This is a genomic window from Streptomyces sp. NRRL F-4489 (assembly GCF_001509485.1).
Taxonomy (GTDB): Bacteria; Actinomycetota; Actinomycetes; order Streptomycetales; family Streptomycetaceae; genus Streptomyces.
Map to the genome: position 1 here is coordinate 49,267 of NZ_LLZI01000135.1, position 20,771 is coordinate 70,037.

20 protein-coding genes and 1 pseudogene are annotated in these 20,771 nt (G+C 72.7%); 6 read left to right on the forward strand and 15 right to left on the reverse strand.

Translation table 11 applies throughout. The features are described 5' to 3' along the window. Nucleotides 1-122: 122 nt before the first annotated feature. From ADL22_RS13110 to ADL22_RS13120, 3 genes are all read right to left on the reverse strand, one after another. The gene (locus ADL22_RS13110; RefSeq protein ID WP_079064082.1) at nt 123-1,514 is read right to left on the reverse strand and encodes an IPT/TIG domain-containing protein; all 1,392 of its coding nucleotides are present in this window, start codon (nt 1,512-1,514) and stop codon (nt 123-125) included. Nucleotides 1,515-1,611: 97 nt separating this feature from the next. Continuing rightward, complete coding sequence (locus tag ADL22_RS13115) at nt 1,612-2,355, reverse strand: IPT/TIG domain-containing protein (RefSeq protein ID WP_066977561.1); 744 nt, start codon at nt 2,353-2,355, stop codon at nt 1,612-1,614. Nucleotides 2,356-2,475: 120 nt separating this feature from the next. Further along, on the reverse strand, nt 2,476-3,126 hold the full coding sequence (locus tag ADL22_RS13120) for a hypothetical protein (RefSeq protein ID WP_234430672.1): 651 nt from the start codon (nt 3,124-3,126) through the stop codon (nt 2,476-2,478). Nucleotides 3,127-3,500: 374 nt separating this feature from the next. Between ADL22_RS13120 and ADL22_RS13125 the strand changes: the two genes are divergently transcribed. From ADL22_RS13125 to ADL22_RS13135, 3 genes and pseudogenes are all read left to right on the forward strand, one after another. Next, nucleotides 3,501-3,893, forward strand: a complete 393-nt coding sequence (locus tag ADL22_RS13125; RefSeq protein WP_066977566.1) for a MerR family transcriptional regulator — start codon at nt 3,501-3,503, stop codon at nt 3,891-3,893. 4 nt (nt 3,894-3,897) lie between these two features. Continuing rightward, a pseudogene (locus tag ADL22_RS13130) lies at nt 3,898-4,233 on the forward strand (thioredoxin family protein); the annotation flags it as partial. Nucleotides 4,234-4,740: 507 nt separating this feature from the next. Next, nucleotides 4,741-5,106, forward strand: coding sequence for a helix-turn-helix domain-containing protein (locus tag ADL22_RS13135; protein ID WP_066977569.1), 366 nt, complete (start codon nt 4,741-4,743; stop codon nt 5,104-5,106). A gap of 9 nt (nt 5,107-5,115) precedes the next feature. Here ADL22_RS13135 and ADL22_RS13140 read toward each other — a convergent pair whose 3' ends face one another. Genes ADL22_RS13140 through ADL22_RS13165 form a run of 6 tightly spaced genes read right to left on the reverse strand, consistent with a single transcriptional unit; the run spans nt 5,116 to nt 11,176 of the window. Then, the gene (locus tag ADL22_RS13140) at nt 5,116-6,075 is read right to left on the reverse strand and encodes a fumarylacetoacetate hydrolase family protein (protein ID WP_066977572.1); all 960 of its coding nucleotides are present in this window, start codon (nt 6,073-6,075) and stop codon (nt 5,116-5,118) included. A gap of 17 nt (nt 6,076-6,092) precedes the next feature. Then, nucleotides 6,093-7,025 (reverse strand): VOC family protein, encoded by a 933-nt coding sequence (locus ADL22_RS13145; protein WP_066977575.1) that lies wholly within the window; start codon nt 7,023-7,025, stop codon nt 6,093-6,095. Between the two features lies 1 nt (nt 7,026). Beyond that, nucleotides 7,027-8,052, reverse strand: coding sequence for an amidohydrolase family protein (locus tag ADL22_RS13150; RefSeq protein WP_066977579.1), 1,026 nt, complete (start codon nt 8,050-8,052; stop codon nt 7,027-7,029). After that, nucleotides 8,049-9,197, reverse strand: coding sequence for an FAD-dependent oxidoreductase (locus ADL22_RS13155; protein ID WP_066977582.1), 1,149 nt, complete (start codon nt 9,195-9,197; stop codon nt 8,049-8,051). The genes ADL22_RS13150 and ADL22_RS13155 overlap by 4 nt, the downstream gene beginning before the upstream one ends. Nucleotides 9,198-9,218: 21 nt before the next feature. Next, on the reverse strand, nt 9,219-10,178 hold the full coding sequence (locus ADL22_RS13160; protein WP_199836283.1) for a cyclase family protein: 960 nt from the start codon (nt 10,176-10,178) through the stop codon (nt 9,219-9,221). Then, nucleotides 10,175-11,176, reverse strand: coding sequence for a fumarylacetoacetate hydrolase family protein (locus tag ADL22_RS13165; protein ID WP_107116285.1), 1,002 nt, complete (start codon nt 11,174-11,176; stop codon nt 10,175-10,177). Before ADL22_RS13165 ends, ADL22_RS13160 begins: the two co-directional genes overlap by 4 nt. A gap of 153 nt (nt 11,177-11,329) precedes the next feature. Here ADL22_RS13165 and ADL22_RS13170 point away from each other — a divergent pair, with 153 nt between their 5' ends. Continuing rightward, complete coding sequence (locus ADL22_RS13170) at nt 11,330-12,247, forward strand: LysR family transcriptional regulator (protein WP_066977643.1); 918 nt, start codon at nt 11,330-11,332, stop codon at nt 12,245-12,247. A gap of 68 nt (nt 12,248-12,315) precedes the next feature. Here ADL22_RS13170 and ADL22_RS13175 read toward each other — a convergent pair whose 3' ends face one another. Together ADL22_RS13175 and cqsA are read right to left on the reverse strand one after the other, a co-directional pair. After that, nucleotides 12,316-13,920: an ABC-F family ATP-binding cassette domain-containing protein gene (locus ADL22_RS13175; protein ID WP_199836284.1), complete on the reverse strand. Its 1,605-nt coding sequence runs from the start codon at nt 13,918-13,920 to the stop codon at nt 12,316-12,318. A gap of 152 nt (nt 13,921-14,072) precedes the next feature. Beyond that, complete coding sequence (gene cqsA / locus ADL22_RS13180; protein WP_066977587.1) at nt 14,073-15,245, reverse strand: alpha-hydroxyketone-type quorum-sensing autoinducer synthase; 1,173 nt, start codon at nt 15,243-15,245, stop codon at nt 14,073-14,075. A 160-nt stretch (nt 15,246-15,405) separates the two neighbouring features. Here cqsA and ADL22_RS13185 point away from each other — a divergent pair, with 160 nt between their 5' ends. After that, nucleotides 15,406-15,963 carry an EF-hand domain-containing protein gene (locus tag ADL22_RS13185; protein ID WP_066977589.1) on the forward strand — a complete coding sequence of 186 codons (558 nt, stop codon included), beginning with the start codon at nt 15,406-15,408 and terminating at the stop codon, nt 15,961-15,963. Between the two features lie 152 nt (nt 15,964-16,115). Here ADL22_RS13185 and ADL22_RS13190 read toward each other — a convergent pair whose 3' ends face one another. Together ADL22_RS13190 and ADL22_RS13195 are read right to left on the reverse strand one after the other, a co-directional pair. Next, the gene (locus ADL22_RS13190) at nt 16,116-17,606 is read right to left on the reverse strand and encodes a DHA2 family efflux MFS transporter permease subunit (protein ID WP_079064084.1); all 1,491 of its coding nucleotides are present in this window, start codon (nt 17,604-17,606) and stop codon (nt 16,116-16,118) included. Then, nucleotides 17,603-18,109, reverse strand: a complete 507-nt coding sequence (locus tag ADL22_RS13195) for a MarR family winged helix-turn-helix transcriptional regulator (RefSeq protein WP_066977592.1) — start codon at nt 18,107-18,109, stop codon at nt 17,603-17,605. Before ADL22_RS13195 ends, ADL22_RS13190 begins: the two co-directional genes overlap by 4 nt. Nucleotides 18,110-18,235: 126 nt before the next feature. Between ADL22_RS13195 and ADL22_RS13200 the strand changes: the two genes are divergently transcribed. Beyond that, entirely contained in the window at nt 18,236-18,865 is a 630-nt protein-coding gene (locus ADL22_RS13200; protein WP_234430673.1) for a cysteine hydrolase family protein, read from the forward strand. 4 nt (nt 18,866-18,869) lie between these two features. Here the strand turns inward: ADL22_RS13200 and ADL22_RS13205 are convergent, their stop codons facing one another. Together ADL22_RS13205 and ADL22_RS13210 are read right to left on the reverse strand one after the other, a co-directional pair. Continuing rightward, nucleotides 18,870-19,736, reverse strand: coding sequence for an ABC transporter permease (locus ADL22_RS13205; RefSeq protein WP_066977595.1), 867 nt, complete (start codon nt 19,734-19,736; stop codon nt 18,870-18,872). Further along, nucleotides 19,733-20,671, reverse strand: coding sequence for an ABC transporter ATP-binding protein (locus ADL22_RS13210; protein WP_066977598.1), 939 nt, complete (start codon nt 20,669-20,671; stop codon nt 19,733-19,735). The genes ADL22_RS13205 and ADL22_RS13210 overlap by 4 nt, the downstream gene beginning before the upstream one ends. Between the last annotated feature and the right edge of the window lie 100 nt (nt 20,672-20,771).

A 20,771-nucleotide genomic window follows, 5' to 3' on the forward strand; every position in this document is an offset into this window, starting at 1 on the left:
GTGTACGGTGCCACGTCCCCATACGAACCGGCGGACGCGATGAGCGTGCGCACGGCCAACTCCTCTCGGCCGCCGACCGCTTGTCCCCCGGGCGGTGGCGGCGGTCGGCCCGCACCCGGCGCTCAGATCACCGGTGGCGGGACGCGGGTGAAGGTCACAGCGGCGCTGGTTCCGCCGGGGGCGGTGACCGTGACGCCGACCGGTCCCGCGGGCCCGGGCGGGGCCACGGCGGTGACCGCGGTGTCGGAGACCACGGTGAACGCGGCGGGGACGGTACCGAACCGCACCGAGGTGGTCGCGCCGAGCCCACTGCCGGTGAGGGTGACGGTCTCGCCACCGGACAACGGCCCCTGGGCCGGGCTCAGCGCGCTGAGTACGGGCGCCCCGAGGTACAGATAGGAGACTCCGCCGCCGGTCCCTCCGGGGGTGGTGACGGTGACCGGGACCGCGCCCGCCGTGGAGCCGGGCGGCACGACGGCGGTGATGGCGGTGTCCGAGACGACGGTGAAGGACGACGCGGCCGTTGACCCGAACCGCACCGCGGTCGCGCCGAGGAGATGGCTCCCGGTGAGCGTCACGGTGTTGCCGCCGGCCAGCGGGCCGGAGCCGGGCTGGACATCGTTGAGGACGGGGACCGCGACGTAGAAGTAGGTGACGCCCGGGGAGCTCGTTCCGCCGGGCCCGGTGACCGTGATCTGGACCGGTCCGGGCAGCCCCGCCGGTACGACGGCGCTGATCGTGGTCGGGGAGACCACCGAGAAGGCGGTGGCCGGCGTGGCGCCGAAGGTGACCGCGGTCGCCCCGGAGAAGTTGCTGCCGGTCAAGGTCACCGTGTTCCCGCCGGAGAGCGGCCCCTGGTTCGGGCTCACGGCGCTCACGGCGGGGACCGTCGCGTAGGTGTACGCCAGCCCGTTGCTGGTCCCGCCCGGTGTCGTCACCGTGATCTGCACGGTCCCCGAACCCGCCGGGGCCACCGCCGTGACCTGGGTGTCGGAGACCACCGTGAAGGACGACGCGGGGGTCGACCCGAACCGCACCGCCGTCGCGCCGGACAGCCCCGCCCCGGTCAGCGTCACCGGCGTCCCGCCCGACGGAGGGCCGGACGACGGCGCCACCGAGCTCAGCACCGGCCCCGACACCTGGGTGTACGCGTAGGTGACGAACTGCGAGCTGGTGCCCGAGGCGGTGGTCACGGTGACTTGGACGGCCCCGGTCCCGGCGGGGGCGATGGCGGTGATCCGGGTGTCGGAAACGACGGTGAAGGACGGCGACCGGTTCGCGCCGAAGCGGACCTCGGTGGCTCCGGTGAAGTTCGTGCCGTTCACCGTCACGCTGTTCCCTCCCCCGAGCGGCCCCGAGGCGGGCGACAGGGAGGAGACCGCGGGTGGTGCCGCGGCGGCCGGTGCGGACGATGTGCTGGAGGGGTGGCGGGATGCGCTCAAGGGGATCGGCTCCTCGTGCTGCTGGTCGGCCGGCGCCCGTACCGGGTCCGGCCCGGGGTGGCTGGTGTTCATGGAGCGAGAAGGCGCGGGGACCTGCCCAGGGGGTGGAGGGGGGCGGACAGGTCCCCGCGCTGCCCGGCCGGACGGCCGGGCTCAGCGACCCGGATCGCTAGATGCCGGGCCCTGCGGTGTACGTGAAGGCTCCGATGGCGGTCGCGGACCCGCCGGTCGTGGTGACCACGACGTCCACGGTGCCGGCGGCGCCGGGCGGGGTGACGGCCGAAACGACGGTGTCGCTGATCACGGTGAACGGCGCCGGTACCCCGTTGAAGGTGACCGACTGCGTGGTGGTCAGGCCGGTGCCGGTGATCGCCACCGGCGTTCCGCCGGACGTCGGTCCGGCCGCGGGCAGCACGGTGGCGATGGTCGGTGCGTCGACGTAGGTGTACGTGAACCCGTTGTTGGTGCCGCCCGCGGTGGTCACGCTGACGCCGACCGACCCGGGTCCTGCACCGGGCGGCACGACGACGGTGAGCTGGCTGTCGTTCACCACGGTCGGCACGGCGGTGGCGGCGCCGAAGGCCACCGAGGTGGCGGTGGACAGGCCGGTGCCGTTGATGGTGACCGTGTTGCCGCCCCCGGTGACCCCGGAGATCGGGCTGATGCTCGACTTGAACGGGGCGCCCACGTAGTAGAACGGCAGCGGGTTGCTGGTGCCGCCCGCGGTGGTCACCGTGACGTTGACGGTCCCCGTCCCGGAGGGGGAGATCACCGTGACCGAGGTCGCGGTGTTGGCGGTGATCGTCGCCAGCTTGGAGCCGAAGTGGACGGCGGTGGCGCCGGCGAGGTTCGTGCCGGTGATGGTGACGGTTGTTCCGCCGCCGGTGGAGCCTTGGTTGGGAGAAATGGGCATGCGGGTCTCCTTGAGGTGTCGTCAGGACGAGTGGGGGCCCGCCGGGAGGGGCGCGCTCAGGCCGCCGCGAACGTGCGGCGCCGTGGCCGGTGGCGGGCCGGCGGTGCGGGTGCCGGGCCGTCAGCCCGTGCAGCCGGGAACGCTCCCCGCGGGGGCGCAGTTGTCCGGCGTATTCCCGCTGACATTGCTGACCAGCAGGCTGACCACGCCGGAGTTGCGGTAGATGCCGCCGCCGGCGGTGGTGGCGGAGTTCCCGGTGACGCCGCTGGCCGTCAGCGACACCGTTCCGTTGTCGACGTAGATGCCCCCGCCGGCCACGGCGCTGTTGCCGGTGACCGAGCTGGACACCAGGGTCACCGCGCCACCCCGGTTGCTGATGCCGCCCCCCGGGTCGGGGGCCGGGGCGTTGCCGCCTCGGACGGTGATCGCGGCCAGGGAGAGCTGGCCGTTGGTTCCCGGGACGTTCGCGTCCCCCTGCACCTCGAGCACCCGGAACGGTGGTGCCGAGGCAGCACGGGTGATGGTCGTCCCCAGTCCCGCCATGGTGATCGGGGTGGTGATGGGCGGCAGCCCGACCGGCCCGTCCGAGGCGCTGCCGTGCGCGCTGGTGAGCGTGTACGTGCAGAACGGAGCCAGGGCCAGGGTGTCCCCGCCTGCCGCGTTCGCCGCGTTGACGGCGGCCACCAGTGCGTTCTCATTGCACAGGACGGGTATCTGAGCGTGTGCGGTGGCCGGGGCGGCGGCCAGTACCGCGGTCAGGGAACAGAGCACGAGCGCGGAGCGAAGAGCACGAGCAGTTGGCATGATGCCCCCAGGCGGTCATGCGAGCCGGTGCTCCCGCCGTGTCCGCAGAAGGCACGGGCGGTGGAAGCACATCCTCTGCCGAGGAAACCTGCGCGGCATCGCCCTCGAACCGGTGCGGGGCTGGTACTCCAAACCGGGAAGCGAACAGGGACCGCCGTCACTTGCTCCCCCGGAGAAGATGGGCGGCTCACCGGATTGGACGCCCTCAGTAACCCATCAGGGTGGCAAGGCGGGCAATGCCCCCGATCCCCTATCACCCGGATGGCCCCGCGCGAAGGTTGCGTTGCCCGGCCGGGCCGGTGCGTTGCCTTGGCGCCGGCGTCAACGTTTAGCGTCCTCGTATGCGCATCGGTGAGCTTGCGGAACGGGCCGGGGTCAGCACCCGGACCCTGCGGTACTACGAGTCCCGGGGCCTGCTGCCGGCACGGCGAGCGGTCAACGGGTACCGGGTGTACGACGACGAGGACCTGCGCCTGGTCGCGCAGATCCGCACGTTGCAGGACTTCGGATTCGGCCTGGACGAGACCCGGCCGTTCGTGGAGTGCCTGCGGGCGGGGCACCCGCAGGGGGACTCCTGCCCGGCGTCACTCGATCAGTACCGCCGCAAGATCGACGAACTCGACGCGCTGATCGGCCAGTTGAACTCGGTACGCGACCAGGTGGCCGCGGAACTGGTGCGGGCGGAGGCGGACTTGCCCGGCGGACCGGCACCGCGCTGCGAGATGAGGGGATGAGGGGATGACCATGGAGAACGGGACCGGGGCACTGCGGGAGGTCACCGACGCCACCTTCCACGAGGAGGTGCTCAACTCCGGCCTTCCGGTGCTGGTGGAGTTCACCGCCGACTGGTGCCCGCCCTGCCGCCAGATGGCGCCGGTCCTGCACGCCGTCGCGGAAGAGGAGCGCGACCGGCTCAAGGTCGTCCAGATCGATGTGGACACCAGCCCGCGGACCACCCTCTCCTACGCCGTGCGATCGGCGCCCACGTTCATGGTGTTCCGCGACGGAGAACCGGTGCGGTCCATGGTGGGCGCCCGGTCGAAGCGCAGGCTGCTCCAGGAACTCGCCGAGGTGCAGCGGGAGGATCAGTCCGACTCCACCGGAGGGGCCACACTTCCGATCCTGCCCGCGGCAGAACTCCGTGCATTAGCCACGTAGAAAATCTATCGCGGTCGCAGTAGACATTGGCCCGTTGCAGGGTTAGCTTTGTGGCGTAACCAGGAAGTCGGAGAAGGCGCGGCAGAGACGAACTGCCGTGCAGGTGTGAAGCAGGACGCGGCCCCGCAAGGCCGCGAGCAGTACCCGCGGTATCCAGCAGTACAACCGAGTAACCGAAGGTAAAGGAGCAGAACGCCATCAGGATCGCCCGGGTGAGGAAGCAGTCCGCCCGGGTACCGCAGGCCCCGATTGGAAGGTGGTCCCCGGTCACGCAACCGCGATCCCCGCAGCCCCGCCCTCCCAGGCGGTGCCTGCGGAAGCAAAGAGCCGGCGCGGTCAGCCGGCAGATGGTGTGAAAGCTCGGGGCCCGGGTGCCGTACGGCACCCGGGCCCCCCGACGCGTCCCCCCGGAAGAAGAGGTCTATGCCCCCTCGCAGTACCCGCCCCGCCACCCCCCTCGATGACGACGACTACCCCGCCTACACCATGGGCCGGGCCGCCGAGATGCTCGGCACCACCCCCGCCTTCCTCCGCGCCCTGGGCGAGCACCGCCTGATCACCCCGCTGCGCTCCGAAGGCGGCCACCGCCGCTACTCCCGCTACCAGCTGCGCATCGCCGCCCGCGCCCGCGAACTCGTCGACCAGGGCACCCCCATCGAGGCCGCCTGCCGCATCGTCATCCTCGAGGACCAACTCGAAGAAGCCCAGCGCATCAACGAGCAACTGCGCGGCGGACACGGCGAGACGCAACCGGACGCGCAGCGCGGGCGGGACAGCGGGCATCGCTGACGCGAGGTGTCACCGCCGGGGCCCGGGACGCCTGCGGGCGGCCGTCAGGGGCACGGGCGCGACCCCGGGCACCACGGTGTTGGAGACCGTGCCGATGCCTTCGACGGTGAGCGTGACGGTGTCGCCGGGCTTCAGCGGCGGCGGTGACTGCTCGCCCCGTACGCCCCAGAGTTCGGCGAGGCAGCCGCCGTTGCCGCAGGTGCCCGAGCCCAGGACGTCACCGGGCCGGACCCAGGTGCCGCGGGAGGCGTACGCCGCCATCTCCTCGAAGGTCCAGCTCATGTGGGACAGCAGGTCGCGGCCGACGACCTCGCCGTTGACCGCGGCGGTCAGGGCCAGGCACAGGAAGCCGTCGGAGTCGCGATACGGCTCCAGTTCGTCGGCGGTGACGAGGTACGGGCCGAGCGTGGTGGCGGTGTCCTTGCCCTTGCAGGGGCCCAGGCCGACCGCCATCTCGGCGGACTGGAGGTCGCGGGCCGACCAGTCGTTGAAGACGGTGTAGCCGATGATGTGGTCGCGGGCCTGCCCGGGGGTGAGATCGCGGCCCGCGCGGCCGATGACGGCGGCCACTTCGAGCTCGAAGTCGAGGACGGCGGAACCAGGCGGCACGGGGACATCGTCGTAGGGGCCGATGACGGCGTACGGGTTGGTGAAGTAGAAGGCCGGGGCCTGGTACCACTGGTCCGGTACGCCGGCGGTGCCGTCGACGGAGCGGCGGACGCCCGCCACGTGCTCCTCGAAGGTGACGAAGTCCCGTACGGTCGGCGGCTGGAGGGGCGGCAGCAGCGCCACGTCCGGCAGCCGCGGGCCCTCGGGTGCGCCGAGCGCCGCGGCGCCCGCCTCGTGGAGACGGCCGGCGCGCAGCAGGTCGAGGAGTGAGTCGTGGCCGGGGACGGGGTGCAGGCGGCCGCCGTCCCCGACGACGCCGAGGCGCGGGCGGCCGAGGTGTGCGTAACTGGCGAAGCGCATGAGGGCTCCAGGGCGGGTCAGACCGGCGGGGCGACGAACACGCCGCGGTCCACGTCGTTGAAGGACTCCTTCGCCACCAGTTCGTTCATCGGGTTGGCGGTGCCCCACTGGTCGGTGACCTCCGGCCGGGAGAAGTCGTAGACGTGCGGATGCCAGGTGTCCTCGTCGAGTTCCTCCAGTTCGGTGGTGTACTCGACGGTGTTGCCGTGCGGGTCGAGGAAGTACGTGAAGGTGTTGTCGCCCGCCAGGTGCCGGCCCGGGCCCCAGATCTTGCGGAAGCCGGCCCGCATGACCCGCCCCGACCCGCGCATGTACTCGTCCAGCCCGCGCATCTCGAACGAGACGTGGTGCAGGGCGGTGTGCGGGCCCTGCGCGATGGCCATGGAGTGGTGTTGGCTGCTGATCCGCAGGAAGTGCATGACCTCCCCCATGCGCGGGGAGCTGAGGGTGTCGCTCAGCGCGAAGCCGAGGAAGCGCTCGTACCAGGCCCTGGTCCGGTTCAGATCCGGGGAGTTGAGCACGACGTGGGAGAGGCGGACCGGGATCGCCTCCTTCTCCTCGATCCGGCGGTGCCGCCGGGCCCCGACATCGGCGGAGACCTCGAGGGTGCGGCCGTCGACGTCGAAGAAGCGGAAGCCGTAGCCGCCGCCCGGGGTGTCGATCCGGCCCGGCCGGGAGATCAGCTGAACACCGCCGGCGAGGAGCCGTTCGGCGAGGGTGTCGACGGCGGCCGCGTCCACGGCGCCGTACGAGACCAGGTCGAGGCGCTTCTCAGCGGCCTCGCGCAGCCGGATGACGTAGCTCTCGGGCGAGCCTTCGGCGGCCAGGAAGGCGAGGCCGGAGTCCTCGGCGACCTTGGTCAGGCCCCAGACACCGGCGTAGAAGTCGAGCTGCCTGCCGTAGTCGGGCACGGCGAGGTCGACGTGCCGGAGGTGGGTGAGCAGACGCATATCAGTCCTTTCGCGCAAGCGGGAGGAGAGCCGCCGCGTTGGCTCCGCGTACGGCGTGGAAGTCGGCATCGGGCAGGCCGGCGGCGCGCAGGGCGGCCACGGGGTCGCCGGTACCCATGTCGAAGGGGAAGTCGGAGCCGAGCAGGACGCGGTCCGGTCCCGCGGCGCGGACCAACTCCCGTAGTACGTACGGGTCGTGGACGAGGGAGTCGAAGTACAGGCGCCCCAGGTAGCTGCTGGGCCGGTGCGCGCAGCCGCGGGCGTCGGGGCGGGCCCGCCAGGCATGGTCGGAGCGGCCGATGTGGGTGGGGAGGTAGCCGCCGCCGTGCGCGGCGATCAGCGTCAGGTCCGGGTGGCGGTCCAGGACGCCGGAGAAGATCAGGTGGGAGAGGGCGACGGCGTTCTCGGTGGGCTGGCCGACGGTGTTGGAGAGGTACCAGCGGTCCAGGCGCTCGTCGAGGGTGCAGCCGAAGGGGTGCAGGAAGATGATCGCGCCGGTGTCCTCCGCGCGCGTCCACAGCGGTTCGTACGCCGGGTCCGACAGCTCGCGGCCGGGGGCGTGCGAGGAGATCTCGATGCCCAGCAGGCCCTGGTCCAGGGCGTGGTCGAGGAGCTCGACGGCCAGTCGGGGGTGTTGGAGCGGGGCCAGGCCGAGGCCGTACAGCCGGTCCGGTGCCTGGGCGCAGTGGGCGGCGGTGCCGGTGTTGGCCAACTCGTGTGCGGTGCGGGCGAGTTGTTCGTCGGCCCAGTAGTGGTAGTGGGACGGGGACGGGGAGACGAGCTGGATGTCGATACCGGCCGCGTCCATGGCGGCCAGCCGCCGGGCCGGGTCGGTGAGCAGCGGGATGCGGTCGCGGACCATGGGGCCGTTGACGGCCAGGGCCGCGCGGCCGTTGCGGCGGGCGTCGAGGACGCGGGCCCCGGCCAGGGCGGGGTGCCCGGCCACGGCCTCCTCCACCCGCGGGAGCAGGAGGTGGGCGTGGACGTCCACGGTGGGACAGGTGGGAAACGCCGGGAGGCCGGTCATGGCTGCTCCTCGAGGACCGCCATGGTGCGGCCGATCAGGCCGGGGACGTCCGCGTCCCGTACGCCGTCCAGCAGCCACTGGCCGAGCCGCACCGAGGCGTCGACCACCGTCCGTACGCGGGGCAGGCGGCGGTCGCGGTAGTCGGCGAACAGCCGGTCGTCCCAGTCGGCGCGGGTGGTCAGCAGCTCGGCCAGGACCGCGATGTCCTCCAGGGACATGGCGGCGCCCTGCGCGAGGGTCGGCGGGCAGCAGTGCGCCGCGTCGCCGGCGAGCACCACCCGGCCCCGGTGCCACGGCCCCTCGACCAGCAGCCGGTCGAACCAGGTGTAGTTGACCTGCGCGGAGTCGGTGATCGAGGCCCGGATCTCCTCCCAGGCACCGCCGTATCCCGCGGCCAGGGCCCGCATCTCCTCGGCGTACGCGGACGGGGGCAGGGTGGCGCGGTCGCGGTTGCGCTCCGCCAGGTAGGCGTAGACGGTGTGTTCGCTCGTCGGGCAGTAGCCGGCGATGAAGCAGGGGCCGCCGTACACGATCTCGGTGCGCCGGACGTGCCGGGGGCGGGGCGCGGGGGCCCGCCAGATCGCCATGCCGGTGGGCGCGGGCCGGTCCTCGATGCCGATCAGGGCGCGGGTGGCGGAGTTCAGGCCGTCCGCGGCGACCACCAGGTCGTAGCGGCCCTCGCCGCCGTCCGAGAAGCGGACGTCGACACCGCCCGCGTCCTGGCGCAGGCCGGTGACCGTCGTGCCGAGCCGGACCCGGGCGCCGGAGGCCCGTACCGCGTCGATGAGGAGGCGTTGCAGCTGGGGGCGGCGCATGCCGACGGTGGCCGGCAGCCCGTCGCCGCCGGTGCGGATGTCCTTCCGTACGTGCCGGACGGTGCCGTCGACGGCGAGGATGGCGAGTTCGTGGGAGGGGAACCCGAGATCGCGGACCTGTTCCCAGACACCGATCTCGCGCAGGACGCGCAGGGCGTTGCCCTGGAGGGTGATGCCGGAGCCCGCGGTGGCGTTCCAGTCGGCCTCGGCCTCGACCAGGTCGACGGCGATACCGGCCCGGCGCAGCAGGACGGTGAGGCCGTTGCCTGCGGTGCCGCCGCCGACGACGAGGACGGAGCGGGGGGTGGGACGGGTGGTGGGACGGGACATGGACGGGTTCCTCCCGGGCGGCTACTTGACGGCGATCGGGTTGACCGGTGAGCCGACGGCTCCGGTGATCGGCAGGGGCGCGGCGGTGAGCCAGAACTCGTACACGCCGTCCTCCGCGCAGTCCTCCGCGAGCGCGTCCGGGTCCCACATCTCGCCGATGAGCAGGCCGATATGGGGAATGGCGACCTGGTGCAGCGGCTGGAAGGCGTGGTCGAACTCGTTGGGCCGGACCTCGAACCCCCAGGTGTCGGTGGCGAGCGCGGCGATCTCGCTGCTGTGCAGCCAGGCAGCGGTGGTGAAGGACAGGCCCGGCGACGCGCCTCCGGCGTACTCGCCCCACCCCTCGCGGCGGGCGCGGGTGAGCCGCCCGGTGCGTACGACGACGAGGTCGCCCCGGCCCACCCGCACACCGTGCGCCCGCGCGGTGGCGGCCAGGTGCTGCTCGGTGATGGGAAAACCATCGGGCAGTTCGCCGTCCTCCCCGATGACCCGACCGACGTCGAGGAGTACGCCGCGCCCGGCGACGTACGGGGCCATGTGCTCGATGCCGGTGACCAGGTCGCCGTCGGAGGTGACGACGTCCTCGGCGGGGCGGCCGTTCCACGCCCGGCCGTGGTCGAAGATGTGCCCGAGCCCGTCCCACTGGGTGGAGCACTGCAGCGGCATGGCGATGACATCGTCGGCGCCGCCCAGTCCGTGCGGGAAGCCCTGGTTGCCGAGGGCCGCGTCCGTCCCGGTGTCGAGCATGGTGTGCACCGGATTGGTGCGGCGCCGCCAGCCCCGCTGCGGGCCGTCCATGTCGAACCGCTGCGACAGCGAGAAGCTCGCCCCCCGGCGGACCAGCGCGGCGCCCTCGCACCGCTTGGCCTCGTCGAGGAAGTTGAGCGTGCCCAGGACGTCGTCCGCGCCCCAACGCCCCCAGTTGGAGCACGACTTGGCGGCCTCGGCTATCGCCCCCTCGGGGTCGGTGCGGTCGATCACGACACCCCCTCGGCGACGCAGCGGGTGCGCTGCGTACCGAGTCCGGTGATCGAGCCCTCCATGACGTCGCCGGGGCGCAGCAGCCGCCCCCAGTGCAGGCCGTTGCCGGCCGGACTGCCCGTCAGCACCAGATCGCCGGGCAGGAGCCGGGCCGTCCGCGAGACGTACGAGACCAGGCGCGCGACGCCGAACAGCATGTCCTTGGTGGACTCGTCCTGCATGGTCTCGCCGTTCAGCTTCAGCGTGATCCGGAGGCCGGACGGGTCGGCGAGGGATGCGGCCGGGACGAGGTAGGGGCCGAGCGGGGTGAAGCCGGGGGCGTTCTTGGCGCGCAGCCAGTCGGTGCCGATGGCGGGCATGTCCCGGCGGAAGACGGCGGCGCGGTCGGTCAGGTCGTTGGCGATGGTGTAGCCGGCGACGTACGACAGGGCGTCCTCGGCCGCCACCCGGTGGGCCGGCCTGCCGATGACCGCGGCCAACTCCAGCTCCCAGTCGGGCTTCTCGCACCAGTCCGGCAGGACCACGTCGTCGTACGGACCGGTGAGCGCGCTGGGCAGCCCGGTGAACACGTACGGGAGGTCCTCGGCGGCGCGCCGGTCCATGATCTCGGCGATCTCGGCCCGCGCCTCGTCCGCCGTGCGCGGGTCGTCGGGCGAACGGTGCGCCATCTCCAAGTCGATGACGTGCTGCCGGTAGTTGGCGCCGGACTGGAAGACCTGCCGCGGCTCGAGAGGCGCGTGCACGGTCAGCGCGTCGAGCGGTCGCCGGTCCCCCGTCCGGGAGGCGGCGAGGTCGCGCAGGCGCGGCAGCACGGCGTCCCAGTCCTCCAGCAGCGTCCGCACGGTCAGCCGCGGGTCGTCCAGTGCCGCGCGCAGGTCGAGCACCTCGCCCTCGGGGGTGACGAGGCCCGGGTGGGCGGGCGCGCCGGATCCCCGGACGGAGAACGTACCGAGGGCGAACGGCCCGGTGAAGAGGGCGGAAGAGGCTGCGGAATCCACGACGATGTCCTCCCGATGGCGAGGGGACTAATCTGGCCCGCGCACCATGGATAAGGGAAATCGATTCCGTGGATGCCTTCCATCCACGCTGTGAATGACCGACCCTCGTCGGCCGTTATGAGCGCGCGCGACGTACCGCACCTGGGGAGCACCGTGAACCTGGCCAGCCTGGACCTCAACCTCGTCACCGCTCTCCGGGCGCTCCTCGAGGAGCGCGGCGTCACGCGGGCCGGGCAGCGCGTCGGACTCAGCCAGCCCGCCATGAGCGCCGCCCTGGCCCGCTTGCGGCGCCACTTCGACGACGACCTGCTCTCCCGCGTCGGCAGCCGCTACGAACTGACCGCGCTCGGGCAAGTCCTCCTCGACCGCACAGCCGCCGCCTGCGACCTCCTGGACCGTGTCTTCACCAGCCGGGCCGACTTCGATCCGGCGCACGAAACCCACACCTTCACCCTCCTCGCCTCCGACTACGCCGTGGCGGTCTTCGGCGCCGAACTGGCCCGCACGGTCCACGCCGAGGCCCCGGGCATCCGGCTGCGCTTCCGGCAGGCGCCCCCGGACGTCACCGAGAACACCGGCACGCTGCTGAGCACGGCCGACGGACTGCTCATGCCGCACGGCGTCATCAGCGGCTTCCCCGCGGTCGAGCTGTACCGCGACCGCTGGGTCTTCCTGGTCGCCGACGACCACCCCGACGTGGGCGCACGCCTCACCCTCGACGACCTGCGCCGCCTGCCCTGGGTGACCTACCAGCGCACCTACGACGCGCCCGCGGTCCGGCAGCTCGGCATGCTGGGCATCGAGCCCAGGACGGAGGTCTCCGTCGACAGCTTCCAGGCGCTGCCCTGGCTCGTCGCCGGGACCCGCCGGATCGCCCTCGTCCAGGCACTCCTCGCCGACCGGCTGCGCGGCGTGGCTCCCGTACGCGTCCTGGAGTGCCCCTACGAAGCCGTACCCGTCCAGGAGGCCCTGTGGTGGCATCCCGTGCACACCCACGACGCCGCCCACATCTGGCTCCGCGAGACGGCCGGGCGGATCGCCGGGTCCAGGACCTTCGGTGCGGACGGATGACGCCGGCGGAGCGCCCGCCCGGGGCGGGGTGGCCGCGGCCGTAGTCGTGGCCGCGGCCGTAGTCGTGGTCAGGCGAGGGAGACCAGGTCCCGGTAGTCCTCGTTCCACAGGTCCTCGTCCGCGTCCGGCAGCAGCAGGACGCGGTCGGGGCGGAGGGCGTCGAGGGCGCCCTCGTCGTGGGTGACCATCACGATCGCGCCGGGATAGGAGCCGACCGCGGCCAGGACCTCGGTGCGGGAGGCGGGGTCGAGGTTGTTGGTCGGTTCGTCCAGCAGCAGCACGTTCGCGCCGGAGTGGACCAGGCCGGCCAGGGCCAGGCGGGTCTTCTCGCCGCCGGAGAGGACGCCGGCCGGTTTGTCCGCGTCGTCGCCGGTGAAGAGGAACGCTCCCAGCACGCGCCGCAGTTCGCCGTCCGTGAGGTGCGGGGCCGCGGCACGCAAGTTCTCCCCTACGGTCCGCTCGGCGCGGAGGGTGTCGTGTTCCTGCGCGAAATAGCCCAGGCGCAGCCCGTGTCCGTGCACCACCCGTCCGGCGTCCGGCCGTTCCTGGCCGGCCAGGAGGCGCAGCAGGGTGGTCTTGCCCGCGCCGTTGAGACCGAGGACGACCAGGCGGCTGCCCCGGTCGACGGCCAGGTCCACGCCGTCCAGTACCCGGTGGCCGCCGTAGGACTTGGCCAGGCTGACCGCGCCGAGCGGCATCCGCCCGCACGCGGCGGGCTCGGGCAGCCGGATCTTGGCGACCTTCTCCGCGCGGCGGGCCGGCTCCAGCTCCGCCAGCATCCGGTCGGCGCGGCGGGCCATGCTCTTGGCCATGGCGGCGGTGGCCGACCGGGCCTTCATCTTGTCGGCCTGGGCGCGCAGGGCGGCTGCCTTGCGTTCGGCGTTCGTCCGCTCCCGTGTCCGGCGCCGCTCATCGGCGTCCCGCTGAGCGAGGTAGGAGGCCCAGCCGGTGTTGTGGAGGTCGATCACCGCGCGGGTGGCGTCCAGGTGGAAGACCCGGTTGACGACCTCGGCGAGCAGATCGGTGTCGTGGCTGATCACCACCAGACCGCCCCGGTGGCCCTGGAGGAAGGCACGCAGCCAGGCGACGGAGTCGGCGTCCAGGTGGTTGGTCGGCTCGTCGAGGAGCAGCGTGCCGCGGTGTCCGGCGAACAGGATGCGGGCGAGTTCCACCCGGCGCTTCTGGCCGCCGGACAGCGCGCCGACCGGCTCGCCCAGCACCCGGTCGGGCAGCCCGAGACCGGCCGCGATCCGGGCGGCCTCGGCTTCGGCCGCGTATCCGCCGCCGGCCTGGAAGGCGGCCTCGGCGCGGGCGTAGGCGCCCATCGCCCGCTCCAGCGCGGCGCCCTCGGCGGCGTCGGCCATGGCGGCCTCGGCCGCGCGCAGGGCGTGCAGGGCCCGGTCCAGGCCGCGGGCGGACAGGATCCGGTCGGTCACGGTGACGGCCGGGTCGGCCGCGCGGGAATCCTGGGCCAGCAGACCGACCGGGCCGGTGCGGGTGACCGCCCCGGCGGCGGGCCTGGTCCGCCCGGCGAGGACGTTCATCAAGGTGGTCTTGCCCGCGCCGTTGCGGCCGACCAGGCCGATGCGGTCGCCGGGGGAAACGGTGAAGGAGACATCGGAGAGCAGCAGGCGCGCGCCCGCGCGCAGCTCCACACCGCGAACGGTAATCATGAGGTAACGCTCCGAGATAGCGAAAGGACACACTTCTGGCGTGGAAGCGGGTCCTTGGCTAGGAAACTCGAGGCGTAGACATGCGCCCACCGTAACCGATGGCCGAGGGGCGACGCATCCGCCGGCGGGCGACGGCACTCTGCCTGGCGGGTTTACGGGGTGACTGCGCGCATGAGGGGGCGGGTGGCCCGGCAGGCATCCACCAGGCGCTCGACGTCGGTGTCCGAGAGTGCGGCGTGGAGGGAGAGGCGCACGAGGGAGCGGGCGCGGGGTGTGGCCGGCGGGCAGAAGACGGAGCCGAATACGCCGCGCTCTTCCAGGGCGTCGCGCAGGGCCATGGTCTGCCGGTCGGTGCCGCCCTCCAAGGCGATGATCTGGCTGCGGGAGTGACGCACATCGATGCCGAGCGCGGTGAGCTGGGAACGGACGCGTGCGGAGACCGAGGCCAGTCGCTCGCGGCGCTGTGCGACTTCGCGTACCACGGAGAGCGTCGCTTCCAGGCCCGCGATGTCATGGGGCAGCAGGGTGGAACTGAAGATCGCCGGATGGGCTTCGAGTTTGAAGTAGTCAGTGAATTCCGGGGTGTTGCCGGCGATCAGTCCGGCACGGCCCGCGAATGCCTTGGAGAGACTGGCCGTTCGGAAGTGGACCAGGTGGCCGAGGCCCAGGTGGGCGACCAGGCCCTCACCGAGCGCTCCGTGGGTGCCGAGGGAATGCGACTCGTCCACGACGAGTACGCAGCCTGTCTCGGACGTCAGTTCAGCGACGTCCACGAGGGGGCAGACGGTACCGTCGGTGCTGTAGACCGAGTCGACGAGAACGATCCCCGGACCGTGGGCCGTGACGCGGCGGCGCAGGTGAGCGGGGTCGTTGTGGCGGAACCGGTACAGCGGCGCACCTGCCTGGCGAGCCCCTTCCCACAGGGACATATGGGCGAGCACGTCGATGTAGACCGGCATGTCAGGGCCCGCGATGGCCTGCAGCAGCCCCGTGTTGGCCGCCCAGCCCGACTGGGTGAGAATGCCCGCGGCCGCCCCCATGTGACGGGCGAGTTCGGCCTCGAGGAGCAGATGCGGGTGGTCGCCGCGCAGGTAGGCACCCGACATGAGAGTGCTGTTGCCCTCGGCGAGGAGGGCGCCGGCCATCGCCTCGACGATGCGCGGCTCCCTGGCCAGGCGCAGATAGTCGTTGGTGGAGACGACGACCGCGTCCCGGCCCGGCGACGCGCCGTCGAAGATGTGGCGCCCCTCCCAGTCTTCACGTACCCGGGTCGCATGGCGCTCCATGCGGCGCAGGACAGCGGCGGGCAGACAGGAGCTGTGCATCAAGGGTCCAGACCTCGCAAGTGCGGTGCGTTTCAGGGGGGTTGGTGGACCGCATGGTGGATGAACGGTCGGGCCGTATCAAAGCAGAAGTCCGCTCGTTTCCCCATATGTGATGAACGTGGCGCCACCGGGGCACCGCGCACGAACGACGGGAATCGCCATGCACGGCACCGACGACATCCTCGACCGCAAGCTGCTGCGGGCCTTCGCGATGCTGGACACCGACGGCGACGGCGGGCTGGTGGAAGCGGACTTGATGGTCCTCGCCGAGCGGCTCGCCGGCGCCTTCGACATGACCGGCGAGTCCGCGAAGATCCAGCGCCTGAAGGACGCGTTCCGCGCGCTGTGGGCCATGGACCTGTCGCCCATGGACACCGATGGCAACGGGTACGTGGACCGGCAGGAGTTCCTCACCGGCATGCGCAAAGCGGCGACGAATGACCGCGAAGGCCACCTGGAGCGCCTCGGTCTGATGGTGGACGCCTGGATGGACATCTGCGACACCGACGGCAACGGCGTCATCGACGAGGGCGAGTTCCTCACCATGTACACCAAGACGCTCGGCGCCGCGCCCGACGACCTCCGCACCGCCTTCGCCAAGCTCGACCTGGACGGCAACGGAGTCCTGGACCGCGAGGAGATCCGCAAGGCGACGGAGGAGTACTACACCAGCGACGACCCGCAGGCCCCCGGCAACTGGCTCTTCGGCCCGTTCTGACCTGGGGTGGGGGCCGGAGCCGGCCCTCGCCCTCGCCCCGGCACGCCGACCGGGGGTACGTCGGGGAACCGCCGGCCGGCGGCCGCTCGAACACGGCGATCACCCAGCGGCCCACCCCCACCGACCGCTCACGCCGCGGAGGCCACTGGGCCTCAGCGGGTGGGGGTGGTGGCCCGTCCCCGGCTGAGGGACGCGATCAGGCCGAGTACGCAGATCGCGGCCAGGGTCAGCAGCGCCCAGCGGTAGCCGCCGGTCAGGGCGTGCAGGGTGTGCGGGGAGAGGGCGGAGACGGTGCCGGAGTAGGCGGCCCGCTGGACCGGTGTGGGCAGGCCGCCGGTCGCGATCGCCAGTGCCAGCGCGGTGCTGACCGCGTAGCCGGCGTTCTGGACGGTCTGGCGCACGCCGTTGGCGATACCGCGCCGATCGGCGCGGACCGAGCCCATGATGGCGCTGGTGTTCGGGGTCATGAACAGCCCCACGCCCGCGCCCACGGCCAGCAGGCACCCGGCGAGTACGGCGTTGTCCATCCCCGGGTCCACCACCGCGGCCAGGGCGAACAGGCCGGCGGCGGTCAGGGCCAGACCGGTGCTGGCCAGGCCCCTGGCGGAGAACCGCTCCCGCAGGCGGCCGGCGACCGGCGCGGTGGCCGCCATGGCCAGCGCGACGTAGAGGACGTGCAGACCGGCCTGGTAGGGCGCCATGCCCGCCGCGGCCTGGAGGTAGAGCGACATCAGCAGGACGACGGCGAAATAGGCCATCGCCGTCAGGAACAGCGCGAGATAGGCCAGTGACCGGGCCCGGTCGGCGAACAGGGCGAGGTCCAGCAGCGGGTGCCGCCGGCGTGCCTGGACCGCGAGGAAGAGCGGGCCGAAGACGGCGAAGAGGGCGAGGCCGGCCAGGACCGGCGTGCTGCTCCAGCCCAGCGTCCCGCCCTCGGACAGGGCCAGGATCAGACCGCCCAGCGCCAGGGTCGACAGCAGCGCCCCGACGTAGTCGAAGGGCTCCCGTCCGGTGGGCGTGGTGCCGGGACGCAGGCTCAGCCGGGCCCATACCAGGCCGATCAGCCCGACGGGCACGTTGAACCAGAACACCGCGCGCCAGCCCAGTCCGGAGGCCAGGGCGCCGCCCACGGCCGGGCCGAGGACCTGCGCCAGCGCGGCGATCGTGGCGTTGACGCCCAGCGCGGTCGGCAGCCGGCGGGCCGGGAACGCGTCCGTGATCAGCGCGGTGATGTTGCACAGCAGCGCGGCGGCGCCGATGGCCTGCACACAGCGGAAGACGATCAGCCAGACGATGCCCGGCGCCAGTCCGCACAGCAGGCTGCCGGCGGTGAGCAGGGCGATACCGCCCACGTACATCCGGCGCCGGCCGATCATGTCGGCGATCCGCCCGAAGACGAACACCAGCACCGTGGTGACGAGCATGTAGGACAGCAGCGTCCAGGAGGCCGCGGAGGCCGAGGCGCCGAAGTGGCGGCTGACGGTGGGCAGCGCCACGTCCATCGTGGAGGTGTTGACGCCGGCGAGGAACCCGCCGAGCCCGGCGATGACCTGCACCTGCCACAGGCGCCCGGGGCCGGCGGCGGCGCTCTCTCCGGGCGGTGCGGCCCGGGTGGGGATGCGGGTGGTCGGCGGAATCGTCATGCGTCTCTCCTTTCCTTGTCGTCGGCGCCGGGCAGCGCCTCGGGGTCCAGGCGGGCGAGCAGCTTCTCGCCGATGGCGGTGAGTTGGTCGCGCTCGTCGGGGGTGAGCTGGTCGAGGAGGTGTTCGCGCACGCCGCGCGCGTAAACCGGTGCGGCCTGCTCCGCCCGTTCCAGCCCCTTCGGGGTGAGGACGGCCAGCCAGCCGCGCCGGTCGCCCTCGGGGACCTCCCGGCGGACCAGCCCGGCCTTCTCCAGGCGGCCGACGGCGTGCGTGATCCGGCTGGCCTTGGAGTGGGTGATCTCCGCCAGGCGGCTCATCCGCAGCGCCTGGCCCGGGGCGCGCCGCAGCCGCCACAGGATGTCGAAGTAGCTGCGCGGCAGCTCCGCCTCCTCCTCCAGGACGCGGTCGAGCTGGGCCGTCAGGGCCTCCCAGGTGCGGTTGACGGCGCGGAAGACCCGCAGCTCGTCAGGGCTGAGCCAGAAGGTTTGGTCATCGCTCTTCACTGTTACTACACTACAGGATTATTCAGCGCTGAAGTAATAGCGCCGGAGTGCTCGGTGCACGCCTGTCGAAGCCGCACCGGCCGCCTCCGCAAGCCACACCAGCCGTATCCCACAGAAGGAACCCCTGTGCCGAGCACGTCACCCGCCCTGGTGCCGCACCGCACCGCCCTGCTCCTCATGGACTTCCAGCCCGCCGTACTGGAAGACCTCCCGGAGCCGGAGCGGCTCCTGGAACGCGCCCGGCGCGCCCAACGGGCCGCACTGGCGGCAGGCATCCAGGAGATGCACGTACGCGTCGCCTTCGCCCCCGAGGACCACGCCGCCGTACCCGCCCACAACAAGGCGTTCGCGCCCCTGGCCCGGGCCGGCCGTCTGGCCGAGGGCGCACCGGAGGCCGACGTCCACCCTCTGCTGCGCACCGGCGGGCGCGCGCACACGGTCACCAAGACCCGCGTCAGCGCCTTCAGCACCACCGGCCTCGACGCGCTGCTGCGGGGCCAGGGCATCGACACCCTGGTCCTGGCCGGCACCTTCACCTGCGGCGTCGTCCTGTCCACCGTCCGGGACGCCGCCGACCGCGACTACCGCCTGCTCGTCCTGCGCGATGCATGCGCCGACGGCGACCCGGCCCGCCACGAGCTGCTGATGCACTCCGTCCTGCCGCTGCACGCGGACGTCATCGACGTAGCGGACTTCGAAGCGGCTGCCCGCGCGGCGTCCGGCCGGGACGAGGACCGGCCCCGCCCCCGCCCGTAGCAGGTCACACATCCCGCCGCCGGACCGCCACCACGGCGACGGCCGCTGCCGCGAGGGGCCAGGCCGCGTACACGAGCCACGACCCGCCGATCGTCGCCGGATAGGGGGACGAGCCGAACGGATCGCCCATCTGCACCAGGCGTTCCCAGGCGGTACGGGGCAGCGCGTGGAGGAGGGCGGAGGACCAGCGGTGGCGGTCGTTGAGGAGGAACGGCAGCAGCAGAAGGATCCCGGTGTACGTCACCACGGTGGCCGCGGTGTGCCGGATGAGGGCGCCGAGACCCATGCCGATGAGCGCGCACACCGGAGCGAGCAGCGCGGACGCCGCGACGGCGCGGAGCACGCCGGGATGGTCCAGGGACAGGCCGATGCCCCGGCCGGACAGGATGGCCTGGGTCGCGCCGAACGACGTTCCCGCGACGGCCGTTCCGTAGACCAGCATGACCGCCGTGACGACGGCCGCCTTGGCCGCGATGACCGAGCCGCGAGCCGGGACCGCCGCGAAGGTGGTCCGGATCTGCCCGGTGCTGTACTCGCTGACGACGGTGAGGGCGCCGATGCTGCCGGTGGCGAGGATCAGGACCATGCCGGCGCCGGTGGTGAAGGCGTCCCGCATGGACCAGATCGGGACGAAGAGGGCTCGGATGCCGTGGTTGTAGGTCGGCCAGTTGGTGTAGTCGGCGACGGCGGCGCTGAGGTTGATGGCGAGGACGATCAGCGCGCCGGCTCCGAACGCCAGGGAGGAGGAGCGCAGCGACCACAGTTTGATCCACTCGGCGGCGAGCAGATCCCGGAAGCGGGCGCGGGGTTCGGGGGCGGGGGTGCGTACGGCGGTGGGGGCGGCGGTCGGCCGCGCGGTGGTCCGGCTCATCGGGCTTCCTTGCGGGTGTGGGGCGGGCCGGCGAGGTATTCGACGCTGCCGGCGGTGAGTTCCATGAACGCCTCCTCCAGGGAGGAGGTGCGCTGGGCCAGCTCGTGGAGCACGATGCGGTGCCGGCCGGCGAGTTCGCCGACGCGGGCCGCGCTCAGACCGGTCACGGTGAGCGCCGCGTCCGCGCCCGGCCCGTCCGGCCGCGCCGAGGCGCCCTCGGCCGTGAGTACGGCGGCCAGCGCGGCGGTGTCGGGCGTCCGCACGGTCACGCTCCGGCGGGTGCCGCGGGCCGCGAACTCGGTCACGCTCTCGTCGGCGATCAGCTCACCGCGGCCGATGACGATGAGGTGCTCGGCGGTGTTCTCCATCTCGCTCATCAGGTGGCTGGAGACGAACACCGTGCGCCCCTCGGCGGCCAGTCGCCGGAACAGGCCGCGTACCCACCGCACACCCTCCGGGTCCAGGCCGTTGACCGGCTCGTCGAACAGCAGCACCGGGGGGTCGCCGAGCAGTGCCGCGGCGATACCGAGCCGCTGCTTCATGCCCAGGGAGAATCCGCCGATGCGGCGCCGGGCGGCCGTGGCCAGCCCCACTTCCTCGAGGACCTCGTCCACCCGGCGCCGCGGGATGCCGTTGCTGCGGGCCAGGGCCGACAGGTAGGCCGCCGCGCTGCGTCCGCCGTGGACGTCATGCGCGTCGAGCAGGGCGCCGACGTGCCGCAGTCCGCGCGAGTGGTCCCGGAACAGCCGGCCGCCGACGGTAGCGGTACCGCCGCTCGGCCGGGTGAGTCCGAGGAGCATCCGCAGCGTGGTGCTCTTGCCGGCGCCGTTGGGGCCGAGGAATCCGGTGACGTGGCCGGGGCGCACGGTGAAGGTCAGGCCGTTGACGGCCGCGGTGGTGCCGTACCGCTTGGTGAGTTCGTTGACTTCGATCACCCGGCCAACGGTGCCGGGGAGCGCGGCCGCCAGGCATCGGCCCGTCGGCGGCACTCGCGGCGGGGCCGGTATCCCGTGGGCGTACGCCCGTGGGCCCCTG

Excerpts from the sequence above, each read along its gene's own strand:
- ADL22_RS13110 (WP_079064082.1), bottom strand. The coding sequence starts at position 1,514 with ATGAACACCAGCCACCCCGGGCCGGACCCGGTACGGGCGCCGGCCGAC.
- ADL22_RS13115 (WP_066977561.1), bottom strand. The coding sequence starts at position 2,355 with ATGCCCATTTCTCCCAACCAAGGCTCCACCGGCGGCGGAACAACCGTC.
- ADL22_RS13125 (WP_066977566.1), top strand. The coding sequence starts at position 3,501 with ATGCGCATCGGTGAGCTTGCGGAACGGGCCGGGGTCAGCACCCGGACC.
- ADL22_RS13135 (WP_066977569.1), top strand. The coding sequence starts at position 4,741 with ATGCCCCCTCGCAGTACCCGCCCCGCCACCCCCCTCGATGACGACGAC.
- ADL22_RS13140 (WP_066977572.1), bottom strand. The coding sequence starts at position 6,075 with ATGCGCTTCGCCAGTTACGCACACCTCGGCCGCCCGCGCCTCGGCGTC.
- ADL22_RS13145 (WP_066977575.1), bottom strand. The coding sequence starts at position 7,025 with ATGCGTCTGCTCACCCACCTCCGGCACGTCGACCTCGCCGTGCCCGAC.
- ADL22_RS13150 (WP_066977579.1), bottom strand. The coding sequence starts at position 8,052 with ATGACCGGCCTCCCGGCGTTTCCCACCTGTCCCACCGTGGACGTCCAC.
- ADL22_RS13155 (WP_066977582.1), bottom strand. The coding sequence starts at position 9,197 with ATGTCCCGTCCCACCACCCGTCCCACCCCCCGCTCCGTCCTCGTCGTC.
- ADL22_RS13175 (WP_199836284.1), bottom strand. The coding sequence starts at position 13,920 with ATGATTACCGTTCGCGGTGTGGAGCTGCGCGCGGGCGCGCGCCTGCTG.
- cqsA (WP_066977587.1), bottom strand. The coding sequence starts at position 15,245 with ATGCACAGCTCCTGTCTGCCCGCCGCTGTCCTGCGCCGCATGGAGCGC.
- ADL22_RS13185 (WP_066977589.1), top strand. The coding sequence starts at position 15,406 with ATGCACGGCACCGACGACATCCTCGACCGCAAGCTGCTGCGGGCCTTC.
- ADL22_RS13190 (WP_079064084.1), bottom strand. The coding sequence starts at position 17,606 with ATGACGATTCCGCCGACCACCCGCATCCCCACCCGGGCCGCACCGCCC.
- ADL22_RS13205 (WP_066977595.1), bottom strand. The coding sequence starts at position 19,736 with ATGAGCCGGACCACCGCGCGGCCGACCGCCGCCCCCACCGCCGTACGC.